Source organism: Duncaniella muris (genome assembly GCF_003024805.1).
Classification (GTDB): Bacteria; Bacteroidota; Bacteroidia; order Bacteroidales; family Muribaculaceae; genus Duncaniella; species Duncaniella muris.
The window spans coordinates 26117-38123 of sequence record NZ_PUEC01000030.1 but is presented as its reverse complement, the minus strand read 5'-3'; the positions used below and the strand labels follow the sequence as shown (position 1 = coordinate 38123).

General features: G+C 50.8%; 8 protein-coding genes and 1 pseudogene. 6 read left to right on the top strand and 3 right to left on the bottom strand.

Translation table 11 applies throughout. The features are described 5' to 3' along the window. Positions 1 to 105: 105 nt before the first annotated feature. From ppdK to feoB, 3 genes and pseudogenes are all read right to left on the bottom strand, one after another. Positions 106 to 2820, bottom strand: a pseudogene (gene ppdK / locus C5O23_RS11615) (pyruvate, phosphate dikinase). A 182-nt stretch (positions 2821 to 3002) separates the two neighbouring features. Continuing rightward, on the bottom strand, positions 3003 to 4250 hold the full coding sequence (locus C5O23_RS11610; RefSeq protein WP_107033107.1) for an ABC transporter permease: 1248 nt from the start codon (positions 4248 to 4250) through the stop codon (positions 3003 to 3005). A 70-nt stretch (positions 4251 to 4320) separates the two neighbouring features. Beyond that, positions 4321 to 6729 (bottom strand): ferrous iron transport protein B, encoded by a 2409-nt coding sequence (gene feoB, locus C5O23_RS11605; protein WP_107033106.1) that lies wholly within the window; start codon positions 6727 to 6729, stop codon positions 4321 to 4323. 180 nt (positions 6730 to 6909) lie between these two features. Here feoB and porV point away from each other — a divergent pair, with 180 nt between their 5' ends. Genes porV through C5O23_RS11575 form a run of 6 tightly spaced genes read left to right on the top strand, consistent with a single transcriptional unit; the run spans position 6910 to position 12007 of the window. Beyond that, complete coding sequence (porV, locus tag C5O23_RS11600; protein WP_107033105.1) at positions 6910 to 8112, top strand: type IX secretion system outer membrane channel protein PorV; 1203 nt, start codon at positions 6910 to 6912, stop codon at positions 8110 to 8112. 10 nt (positions 8113 to 8122) lie between these two features. After that, the gene (gene ispF, locus C5O23_RS11595) at positions 8123 to 8617 is read left to right on the top strand and encodes a 2-C-methyl-D-erythritol 2,4-cyclodiphosphate synthase (RefSeq protein ID WP_107033104.1); all 495 of its coding nucleotides are present in this window, start codon (positions 8123 to 8125) and stop codon (positions 8615 to 8617) included. Further along, positions 8605 to 9078 (top strand): 4Fe-4S dicluster domain-containing protein, encoded by a 474-nt coding sequence (locus C5O23_RS11590; RefSeq protein WP_107033103.1) that lies wholly within the window; start codon positions 8605 to 8607, stop codon positions 9076 to 9078. Before ispF ends, C5O23_RS11590 begins: the two co-directional genes overlap by 13 nt. Continuing rightward, positions 9075 to 10631, top strand: coding sequence for a 4Fe-4S binding protein (locus C5O23_RS11585; RefSeq protein WP_107033102.1), 1557 nt, complete (start codon positions 9075 to 9077; stop codon positions 10629 to 10631). The genes C5O23_RS11590 and C5O23_RS11585 overlap by 4 nt, the downstream gene beginning before the upstream one ends. A gap of 30 nt (positions 10632 to 10661) precedes the next feature. Further along, positions 10662 to 11456, top strand: a complete 795-nt coding sequence (locus C5O23_RS11580) for a thymidylate synthase (protein WP_107033101.1) — start codon at positions 10662 to 10664, stop codon at positions 11454 to 11456. Further along, positions 11453 to 12007: a dihydrofolate reductase gene (locus C5O23_RS11575; protein ID WP_107033100.1), complete on the top strand. Its 555-nt coding sequence runs from the start codon at positions 11453 to 11455 to the stop codon at positions 12005 to 12007. Before C5O23_RS11580 ends, C5O23_RS11575 begins: the two co-directional genes overlap by 4 nt.

Here is a 12007-nt window from a genome sequence, read left to right as displayed (position 1 = left end):
ACAAAGTGACGCCAAATGCACAAACCTCCTAAGAATAACTTAGGCTGTAACGCCTGATTTCTCAAAGCGTTACAGCCTAACTATCGGATTATGTTACGTTATGTCTTACTCTTCGATGGCAGCCTGAGCAGCGGCTACGCGGGCGATGGGCACACGGTAGGGTGAGCAGCTGACGTAGTTCATGCCGAGTTTGGCGCAGAATTTGACTGATGAAGGTTCGCCGCCATGCTCGCCGCAGATACCTACTTTGAGTTCGGGTTTGGTGGCACGTCCTTTTTCAACGCCCATTCTGACGAGCTGGCCTACGCCTTCCTGGTCGAGTACTTCAAAGGGATCGGTCTTGATGATGCCGTGTTCCTTGTAGAATTTGAGGAACTTGGGTGCGTCATCGCGAGAGAAGCCGAAGGTCATCTGGGTGAGGTCATTTGTGCCGAATGAGAAGAAGTCGGCAACTTCAGCGATCTGGTTGGCAACGAGGGCTGCACGGGGCACTTCGATCATTGTTCCTACTTTGTAGGGTACGCTCTGGCCGGTTTCTTCGAATACCTTGGCTGCTGTGATGTTGATCACGTCGGCCTGGTTCTGGATTTCCTTGAGTGAGCCTACGAGAGGAATCATGATTTCGGGGTGCACGTCGATTCCGCGGGCTTTGACTGCGAGGGCGGCTTCGATGATGGCGCGGGTCTGCATCTCGGTGATTTCGGGGTAGGTGATGCCGAGACGACAGCCACGGTGGCCGAGCATCGGGTTGAATTCTTCAAGTGAGTCAACCTTGGCCTTTACTTCTTCGAGGGTGATGCCCATTTCTTCGGCCATTACCTTCTGAGTGGCGGTCTGGTGGGGTACGAATTCGTGCAAGGGGGGATCGAGGAGGCGGATGGTCACTCCGTAGCCGTCCATAGCTTCGAAGATGCCTTCGAAGTCGCCACGCTGCATCGGAAGGAGTTTGGCGAGGGCTACTCGACGGCCTTCTTCGTCAGATGCGAGGATCATTTCGCGTACAGCTTTGATGCGGTCGCCTTCGAAGAACATGTGTTCTGTGCGGCAGAGACCGATGCCCTGTGCGCCGAAGTGGCGGGCCTGTTTTGCGTCGCGGGGTGAGTCTGCGTTAGTGCGGACGAGTGTCTTGGTGTATTTGGACGCAAGATTCATGATTGCGCCGAAGTCGCCGCCGAGTTCGGGTTCGGTTGTGGGAACCTGGCCGTTGTAAACTTCTCCAGTCGAGCCGTTGAGTGAGATCCAGTCACCTTCTTTGTAGACTTTGCCGCCCATCTCAACTGTTTTTTCTTTGTAGTCGACACGGATTTCGCCTGCACCTGACACACAGCATTTGCCCATACCGCGGGCTACTACGGCTGCGTGAGATGTCATACCGCCGCGCATTGTGAGGATACCTTGTGCTACGGCCATACCTCGGAGGTCTTCAGGAGATGTCTCGATGCGGACGAGCACGACTTTGCGTTTCTTTTCACTCTAGGCTTCTGCTTCTTCAGCCGAGAATACGATCTGGCCGGCGGCTGCGCCGGGAGATGCGGGAAGACCCTTTGCCACGACTTCTGCGCGCTTGAGTGCTGCTTTGTCGAACACGGGGTGGAGGAGTTCATCGAGTTTCTGCGGTTCCATGCGCTTGAGCACGGTTTTTTCATCGATTTCGCCTGCGCGGAGAAGGTCCATAGCGATCTTTACCATTGCAGCGCCTGTGCGTTTGCCGTTGCGGGTCTGGAGCATCCAGAGTTTGCCGTCCTGGATGGTGAATTCCATATCCTGCATGTCTTTGTAGTAGTTTTCAAGACGGCCTGCTATTGCGATGAGCTCGGCGGCGCAGACGGGCATTGATTCTTCGAGTGAAGGATATTTTTCAGCGCGCACTTCTTCGCTGATGCCCTGGAGGGCGGCCCAGCGGCGTGAGCCTTCTACTGTGATCTGCTGGGGGGTGCGGATACCGGCGACCACGTCTTCGCCCTGGGCGTTGATGAGGTATTCGCCGTTGAAGATATTTTCGCCGGTTGCTGCGTCACGGCTGAATGCCACGCCTGTGGCTGAGTTGTCGCCCATGTTGCCATAGACCATTGCCTGTACGTTGACGGCTGTGCCCCATTCTTCGGGGATCTGGTTCATGCGACGGTAGAGAATTGCACGTTCGTTCATCCAGCTGTCAAACACGGCGCAGATGCCGCCCCAAAGCTGTTCCCAGGCGTCATTGGGGAAGTCTTTGCCTGTGTATTCCTTTACAGCGGCTTTGAAGAGTTTCACAAGGTTCTGGAGGTCTTCCACGGTAAGTTCGGTGTCAAGTTTGACGCCTTTTTCTTCCTTGACCTTGTCCATGATTTCTTCGAAGGGATCTATGTCAGCTTTGCTTTTGGGCTTCATGCCGAGCACAACATCGCCATACATCTGTACGAAACGACGGTAGCTGTCCCATGCGAAACGGGCGTTGCCGCTCTTTTTGGCGAGAGATTCAACTGTAGCGTCGTTCATGCCGAGGTTGAGGACGGTGTCCATCATGCCGGGCATTGATGCGCGGGCACCTGAGCGTACTGACACGAGAAGCGGGTTCTCAGGATCGTTGAATTTTTTGCCGGTGAGCTGCTCGACGTGAGCAATTGCGGCCTGAACTTCTGCAGTAAGATCTTTGACAACTTTGTCACGGCCATACTGGGTGTACTCGGTGCAGACTTCGGTTGTGATAGTGAAGCCGGGAGGCACCGGCATGCCGAGAAGGTTCATTTCGGCGAGGTTCGCGCCTTTGCCGCCGAGGAGATTGCGCATGGAGGCATTGCCTTCTGCTTTGCCGTCTCCAAATGTATAAACTCTTTTCATTCTGTTAATTAGATATTGATAATGTTGTTGTTTTTTTCTGTGTATTATAGCTTTGAGGTTAACACTAATGCAAAGATAATGTTTTTTTTGGCTCAAAGCAATGTTTTTGTGGTTCTTTTGAGAAAATTACGTATGTTTATATTGCTGATGTTAGGTGTAGAGTTGCGGTGAAGGGGGGTGGGTCAGTTGTAATTGATTACACGTGAGGGTGGAATGGTTGTGATTATGGCTGATGGAAGGATCAGCACAAGCGCCGAAACGAGGATGATTCCTGCGTTCAGTATTAGCAGTGCGGCCAGATTGAATTCCATGGGGACATGGTCCAGATAATAGGCTTCGGGGTCAAGCGGTATGAAGCCGGTAGTGGTCTGAAGGAGTATTATGCCGATGGCAATCGCATTGCCTATGAGAAGTCCCAGGATGAGCAGGCGCATGGTCAGCCATACGAAAGCTCTGCGGATCAGTGAATCTGATGCGCCGAGGGCTTTGAGGATGCCGATCATGTTGACCCTGCGAAGAATAAGTATGAAAAGCGATGACACAAGTGTCAGGCATGTCAGCAGAGACATGATTGTGAGAATGACAATCACATTTGTGTCTAACAGTGCCAGCCAGTTGAAGTAGAGGGCTGCGCTTGAATGGACGTCGGTGACGGAATAGAATTTGTCGGAACGTCCGGTGTAGATGTCGTCCATCAGGGTGGCTGACAGTTTGCCTGCGGTCTCGGAGATTTCTGTGTCGCTGTCAAGTCCGTTGATCTCCACCACGGTACCAAGCCGTTCGTCAATGCCGGCCAGGGCGCTGAGCATAGGCAATGTGGCGAAGATATATGCGTTGTCATATTCGCTGAAATGCGTGTCATAAATTCCGGCTATTTTCAAACGTCGTGTGCGGTATGTGTCACCTCCCAGAAAATATGCATCGATTTTGTCGCCGCAGCCCACATTCAGTTTCTGTGCGATGTTATGTGAGATTACGGTGTGATATAGAGTTGAATCTGCATTGTAGTCGGGGATGGTTCCCGCTGTCAGATTCTCGCTCACGAATTTCCAGTCGTGATCCCTGCCCATGCCTTTCACTACTGCGCCGGTGAAGTTGTCAGGCGTTTTCAGGATGACAGGCTGCCTGATTGTCAGTGTCGCGGATGCTTTCTGAGGCAGAGTCTTCAATGCTCTGTCAAGATCGTCGATATTGATCAGAGATCCGTCGCGCCCGTCAGATGGTCCGTGAAGCGAAATCGTGATCTGGGAGTCGAAGCCCATGATTTTGTGGCGGATTTCGTTTTTGAATCCCATCATGACGGCAATCGACAGCAACATCACGATCACGGAAAGTGCTATTCCGGTGACCGCGATGGCTATTCCAGACTGCGTTCTTCCTGATGCGGTGCGCAGGCTGAGCCGACGTGCTATGAACAAGGCAAGAGTCATGTCGGCGACAAAATTAAATAAATTCCGTGAGTTTTGCCCAAACGGACTTCTAAAATTTGCTATGCAGGCCTCAGATAAGGAGCGCTATGCGATATACGATAAACGCTACAACCCAGGCTATGGCTGTGTTGTAAAGCACTGAGAATAGTCCGTAGCGCGGATTGCCGGTCTCCTTTACGATGGCTGTTATAGTGGCGATGCAGGGGCAATAGAGCAGGACGAATATCATGAAGCTGAGTGCGGCGGCAGCTGTGAAATCCGGCTTGTCGGTGGCTTCGTTTGGCGATGTCAAGCGGGCTGAAAGGGTCTGCTCGCTTGCCTCTTCATCGCCGGTATAGAGCACGCCGAGGGTGGAGACCACAATCTCTTTGGCCGGTACTCCGGCAAGAGCCGCTACAGATGCGCGCCAGTGGAATCCAAGCGGTTCGAGCAGCGGGTTTATGGCTTTGCCGGCCATTTCGAGATAGCTGTCACGTGATGGGTCTATGGCCGAATCGTCTGTCACGGTTTCGGCTGACACATTCTGAGCGTTTTGTCCGTCATGAAGAGGAAAATAGTTGAGGGCCCAGACAATAATACTTGCTACAAGGATCACGCCGCCCATTTTGCGCAGATACTGTTCGCCTTTGCCCCACATGTGGCGCAGTGTGGCTTTGAGCGTCGGTACACGGTATGGTGGGAGTTCCATGACGAACGGCGTCACATCCTGCCCGAAATGGAAGCGGCGCAACATGCGGGCTGTGAATCCGGCCACTATGATTCCGGTGAAGTATAGACACATGAACACCAGAGTGGTATGGTCAGGGAAGAATGTCCCTATGAGCAGTACATAGATGGGCAGACGGGCCGAGCAGCTGATGAAAGGATTTATGAGTATGGTGATCAGCCGGCTTGAGCGGCTTTCGATAGACCGGCAGGCCATGATTGAGGGGACAGTACAGCCGAAGCCCATGACCAGCGGAATGAACGATTTGCCGTGGAGCCCCAGCCTGTGCATCACCTTGTCCATAATAAACGCCGCACGGGCCATATAGCCTGAATCTTCCATGAACGAAATGCATAGATACAGAATCAGGATGTTGGGGAGGAAGACAATCACACCGCCTACACCGCCTATGATACCGTCGGCTATCAGATCCTTGATCATGCCGTCAGGCATATATTCCCTGACCATCTCTCCCAGCCATCCGACAGCACTTTCGATCCATTCCATCGGGTAGGAGCCTAATTCGAATGTGGCCCAGAAGATGAAAGCCATTATACCTATAAATATAGGAAAGCCGAACAGGCGGTTGGTGACTATGGTGTCGATTATGTGTGTCGAATTGATCTCTTCTTTTTTTGACGATTCAAGAGTCTCGGCCAAAGCGCCGGCTATGAAGCCGTATTTGGCATTGGCTATTGACATGTTTACGTCTGCATCTTTTTGAATTTCTGAAAGCTTTTGCAGTTTTTTGTCGCGAAGCCCAAGTATCTCTTTGCCGTCAGGAAGAGATCTGACCATCTCTTCTACCTCGGAGTCTGATTCAAGAAGTTTGATAGCGAGGTAGCGGGGAGAGAAATGTCGTCCGATATGCGGGTTTTCTTTCAGCGTGTCTTTGAGTTCTGAAAGAGCCTGTTCGATATCGTTGCCGAGATTCACGTGTATGTGTCTGACGGCTGGATCGGTTCCTTCAAACACGCTTATCACGGTGTCGAAAAGTTCATTTATGCCGGATCCGTTGCGGGCTGAAGTGGGGACTATTGGCACACCGATCATCTCGCCAAGGGTTTTGAAGTCGAGTTTCCGCCCTGAGCGTTCAAGTTCGTCAGCCATATTGAGAGCTATGACCATACTCCGGTCCATGTCGATCAGCTCGGTGGTCAGATATAGGTTGCGTTCAAGATTGGAGGCATCAACCACATTAATGATCACGTCAGGAGTCTTTTCCTTCAGATATCGTCTGACATATAGTTCCTCCGGAGAGTATGACGCCAGAGAGTAGGTGCCTGGCAGGTCGACAATATTGAAACGGAATCCTTTGTATTTGAATGTGCCTGATTTGGCATCGACAGTGACACCACTGTAATTGCCTACATGCTCGCGAGCTCCTGAGGCAATATTGAACAGCGTGGTTTTGCCGCAGTTGGGATTGCCAATGAGGGCTACATTTATGGTTCGCAGCCCTTTTTCATGAGCCTGAACAGGCATGGCTTTCTCACTGATGGTCTCGGTGTGGTTGATCACCGCGGTTCCTGCGGTATCACTTTTTTCATTATCAGCAATTATTTCGACCAGTTCGGCTTCAGACCGGCGGAGAGAAACCTCATAGTCCATTATCTGATATTTCACAGGATCGTGAAGAGGAGCGTCAAGCAACACTTTGACTTCACGGCCTCTGACGAAGCCCATTTCCAGCATTCGCTTGCGGAAGGCTCCGTGGCCAAGTATTTTCACTACTATTCCGGTTTCGCCCGGTTTAAGATCGGATAGTCGCATGGATAAAAACGTTATAATAATGCAGTTTCGCAGATATGGCTGCAAAACGGGGATGCAAACTTAATAATTATTTATATAATAGGAAATACCTAAAAATAGTGATATGGATTTCTACGGCCACCGGACAATAAAAAGCCGGAAATTCAGTTATAAATTTGTATAAATATTTGTTTTTGCATCATGCGTCTATTCCGCCTAATAATATTACTGACAATATGTGTCTTTGCCGGGACGCCTTTTTCGGCTGTCGCTCAGGACAAAAATGACTTCAATCCGGTTGAGACCGGTGTCAACTCGCTGAACATCGCTCCGGATGCGCGAGGCGCTTCGATGGGCGATCTTGGAGCAGCGACTGAACCGGATGCCAACAGTCAGTTCTGGAATCCGTCAAAATATGCCTTTGCCTATTCACAGGCCGCTGTGTCGCTCAGCTATACTCCCTGGCTGCGTAAACTTGTCAATGATATTTTTCTTGCAAATCTTTCAGGCTATTGGAAGGTCGGCTCGGAAGACAATCAGGCTGTATCGGCCTCATTGCGCTATTTCTCACTCGGTGAGGTGACAACAGATCCAACCGGAGGCTCTGCCGGACAGACTCTGAACCCGTATGAAATGTCGATTGATGTCGGTTACTCGCGTAAACTCTCCGAGAAGTTCTCTATGGGTATAGTTTTCCGCTACATATACAGTGACCTTGGATTCGGCTATGACAGTGACGCGAGCCAGTCTACGGGGGCATCGGCTTTTGCCGCTGATATTGCAGGTTATTTCACTTCATACCCGATCATAGGCCGCAATGAATGCCAGTGGTCATGGGGATGGAACATTTCAAATATAGGGTCGAAGGTCGAATATCAGAATGGTGACAACCCGGCATTCCTTCCGACCAATCTGAAAATCGGGACATCATTCACTTATCCTCTTGCCGATTATCACAATATAGCTTTCAATCTTGACCTCAATAAGCTTCTTGTGCCTACCAAACCTCGCCGTTCGGACTACCCGGATGATATTGAAGGTGAAAAAGAGTGGGTGATAGCGGAGGATGACTGGCGCAATATGTCGCCGATCACCGGAATTTTCAAATCGTTCACCGATGCTCCTGGCGGATTGAAAGAGGAACTTCGTGAGATTTCTTGGTCGCTTGGCGCGGAATACAATTATAACCAGCAGTTTTTCCTGCGGGCCGGATATTATTACCAGAACCCCACCAAGGGCAATCTTCAGTATTTCGGTCTCGGAGCCGGTTTCGCTCTGAATGTGCTACGTCTTGATGCCAGCTATATGCTTGCCACAGCCCAGACCTCACCTCTCGACCAGACTCTCCGTTTCACGCTCACTTTCGACATGGACGGTATAAAGGAAATTTTTGGACGAAAATAAAATTAGAATCATGATGATACGTACCGGAATGGGTTATGACGTTCATCGTCTGACAGACAATCGCGATCTTATACTCTGCGGTGTAAAAATACCTTATGAAAAAGGGCTTCTCGGTCATAGTGATGCCGATGTAGCCCTTCATGCTTTGGCTGACGCTCTTCTTGGAGCAGCAGCCATGCGTGATATAGGCTATCATTTTCCTGACACAGACCAGACTTATGCCGGAGCAGACTCGCGTGTGCTTCTGCGACGTGTGGTCGAGCTGATTGTCGGAGAGGGTTTTTCTATCAACAACGTAGATGTGACAATTGTGGCCCAGCGCCCGAAACTTCTGACATTCATTCCTCAGATGATTGAAAATGTCGCTTCAGATCTGGATATCCCCTCTCGTTGCGTCTCTGTCAAGGCCACCACTACCGAACGTCTTGGGTTCGAAGGCCGTGGCGAGGGAATTTCGGCTTTAGCTGTAGCAACCCTATCAGACTCCGGATCATGCAGAGAATGAACCGCCGGCAATGGCTTGGCCGTGTAGGCGGAATCGCTTTTGGCTCGATGGCCTTCACTTCGTGTGGGACGCGTCCGGAAGCTCTTGCCGAGGTAGAGAACGTTTCGCCGCGTGTGGCTGATGCTTATGAACCTATCAGCCAGATTGACTGTGTGGCCTGTGACAACTGTATGCCTTGTCCGTATGGCATCAACATCCCTGACAATCTTATTTTTGTAGATCAGGCCCGGTATCGCGGCTATCTTCCCGGTGAGCTTGACGATCAGGATTTCAAATCCAAGGCTGATATTTTCTTTGACCGTTTCTGTAACAGTATCCCCGATCCTCAGCAGGCCCAGCACTGCATAAACTGTGGCCAGTGTCTGCCGATGTGTCCCGACCACATCGACATACCGCGTCGCATGGCGCAGATCACAGCCTTGACCGATCTGGTACGTAATCTTCGTTGTCTTGAAAAATGAAGAAGTCTGTCAATAGTCTCCGCCTGGGGCGCACTCTGGTTGCGATAGTTGTCTTTTCGCTGCTCGTAGGCCTGTTTGCCGATTACGGGCAGACAGTACCGGCTGTGGCTTCATGGCTTGCCAAAGTCCAGATATTTCCTGCGGCAATGGCATTCTCATTGGCTACATTTGTGATATGGCTTATCGTGACGCTGCTTTTTGGCCGAATTTACTGCTCGACATTCTGTCCGCTTGGTATATATCAGGATCTTTGTTCCCGTTTACCCCGTATGCGCAGGCGCGTCAAGCCCCGCTGGCACTATCATTATTCTTTGCCTCACACTTCATTGCGCCACATTTCGTTGTTTATTGTGGTACTTTCGATCTTTCTTGGCATTTCAGCGGTGACATCATTTTTTGATCCTTATAGCGTCTTCGGACGCTTTGGCCTGAATGTTGTCAGGCCTATTTGGGGTGAGATCCTGAATGCCTGGTATGAAATTGAAAAGCAACCGCAGTTACGTGTTGCCGTGGCTTCCGGTCTCGGTATTTCGATTGCCGTAGTGACTATGCTTATAGTGGGCCTTATCGCATTTCTGCATGGACGTACACTGTGTAATTCTGTATGCCCTGTAGGTACAACTCTGAGTTTTGTCTCAAAATATTCTATTTTTCATATCGATATCAATACTGACAAGTGTATTCAGTGTCGAAAGTGTGAGCATAGATGTAAATCGTCGTGTATTGATCTCAGCAGTCACGTGGTCGATACATCACGCTGCGTTGTCTGTTTTGATTGTCTTTCTGATTGTCCCAATGATGCGATAAGTTATACGTTCAACCGTCATCAGCTGTCAATCCCTCTGATGCAGAAGGTCCGCAACCCGATTGCCGGATCGGCTGCCGGAATGCAGGGGGGGCATCTGGAGACTGTTTCCGGTCACAAAACTGATAAGAGCGAAGTTTCGGTAACAGAGCCGAAACTACTTGACCGGCGTAAATTTTTGACTGTGGGCGCTGTTGTCGCGGCGGCTCCTATGGTGGCAAAGGCTGCTGACGCGCTTGCATTTGTGTCGCCACGGCGCCGTATGCTTGCAGTGCCGCCGCCGGGTGTACGTAGCCGCCGGGAATTTCTTGACCGATGCACCTCTTGCGGACTCTGCATCAGTCACTGCCCGCAGGGAGTGCTTAAAGCATCTTTGGAGGAGTATGGTCTGCTCAGGGCACTACATCCCGTAAAGGACTACGATCTGTCATGGTGTATCTATGACTGCACGCGATGTGCCGACCTGTGTCCCACGGGGGCATTGCATCCGTTGACCATATCCGAGAAACGCCGTAGCCGGGTAGGACTTGCTGATGTAGACCGATCATTGTGTATTTCCTATAATGATGGTGTGAACTGCGGTGCATGTTCAAGGCGCTGTCCGGCCGATGCCATAAGCATGACGCCGGCTTCCGGCTGTAACGGGCCATTACCGGTTGTGGATGCTTCCCGCTGCATAGGCTGCGGGGCTTGTCAGTATGTCTGCCCCTCGCGACCGAAAGCGATTGTTGTAAACGGAATCTCCTGATATCCCAAAGAGTATAAAAATTGAATAATCATGAAACAATATCTCGACCTGCTCGACAAAATAATGACCGAGGGCATTGACCGCGGTGACAGAACCGGGACCGGAACCCGCAGCATTTTCGGACACCAGATGCGATTTGATCTCAGTGAGGGGTTCCCGTTGCTGACAACCAAGAAATTGCATCTGAAGTCGATAATCTATGAACTTCTCTGGTTTCTGAAAGGAGATACAAATGTACATTACCTGCAGGAAAACGGAGTGCGTATCTGGAATGAGTGGGCTGATGCCGATGGAGAGCTTGGTCCGGTCTATGGATCCCAGTGGCGTTCGTGGCCTGATTACAGCGGGGGTCATATAGACCAGATTTCGGAGGTGATCCGCACCATACGCGAAAATCCCGAATCGCGCCGAATAATAGTAAGTGCGTGGAATGTAGCCGCTCTGCCTCAGATGTCGCTTCCTCCATGTCATCTGCTGTTTCAGTTCTATGTGGCTGACGGCCGTCTGTCACTGATGCTCTATCAGCGTAGTGCCGACTGCTTCCTCGGTGTGCCATTCAATATTGCATCATATGCACTTCTGCTAATGATGGTGGCGCAGGTAACAGGCCTGCAACCGGGAGAGTTCATCCACACTCTCGGTGACACTCATATATATCACAATCATTTCGAGCAGGTGCGCACTCAGCTTCAGCGTACTCCCGGACGTCTGCCGCGTATGCGCATCAATCCCGAAGTGAAGGATATATTCGATTTCAAATATGAGGACTTTCAGCTTGAAGATTACGAAGCCCAGCCCCACATCAAAGCTACAGTTGCCGTATGACAGTTCCGACATCAATCTCAGCCCCTGCGATAATCGTGGCATGCACACGTGATTTCGCCATCGGGCGTGACGGCGATCTGCTGTATCATATAAGCGAAGACCAGAAAAGATTCAAATCGCTCACTATGGGACATCCTATAATCATGGGGCGGCGTACATTCGAATCTTTTCCGAAAGGAGCTCTTCCAGGACGTCGCAATATTGTAGTGACCCGCAATCAGGCTTATAAGGCTCCGGGCATCGAGGCAGTCTCTTCTTTTGAGAAGGCGATTGCGCTTTGTGGACCTGACAGCCCGGCGCCATATATTATAGGTGGTGGAGAGATCTATCGTCAGGCTCTGAGTACGACTGACAGAATCGAACTGACTCTGATTGACGCGGTCGCACCTGATGCTGACACTCTTTTTCCGAAACTTGGAATGGCCGAATGGTCAGTCTGGACAGAACACGGATTGCAGCCTTTTAATCCGGATGCAATCACTTTTGAACATACTGACCCGCGTACATCCGTAAGCTACGCTTTTCTGACCTTGGTGAGAACCCGGATGTAG

Excerpts from the sequence above, each read along its gene's own strand:
- C5O23_RS11610 (WP_107033107.1), bottom strand. The coding sequence starts at position 4,250 with ATGACTCTTGCCTTGTTCATAGCACGTCGGCTCAGCCTGCGCACCGCA.
- feoB (WP_107033106.1), bottom strand. The coding sequence starts at position 6,729 with ATGCGACTATCCGATCTTAAACCGGGCGAAACCGGAATAGTAGTGAAA.
- porV (WP_107033105.1), top strand. The coding sequence starts at position 6,910 with ATGCGTCTATTCCGCCTAATAATATTACTGACAATATGTGTCTTTGCC.
- ispF (WP_107033104.1), top strand. The coding sequence starts at position 8,123 with ATGATGATACGTACCGGAATGGGTTATGACGTTCATCGTCTGACAGAC.
- C5O23_RS11590 (WP_107033103.1), top strand. The coding sequence starts at position 8,605 with ATGCAGAGAATGAACCGCCGGCAATGGCTTGGCCGTGTAGGCGGAATC.
- C5O23_RS11585 (WP_107033102.1), top strand. The coding sequence starts at position 9,075 with ATGAAGAAGTCTGTCAATAGTCTCCGCCTGGGGCGCACTCTGGTTGCG.
- C5O23_RS11580 (WP_107033101.1), top strand. The coding sequence starts at position 10,662 with ATGAAACAATATCTCGACCTGCTCGACAAAATAATGACCGAGGGCATT.
- C5O23_RS11575 (WP_107033100.1), top strand. The coding sequence starts at position 11,453 with ATGACAGTTCCGACATCAATCTCAGCCCCTGCGATAATCGTGGCATGC.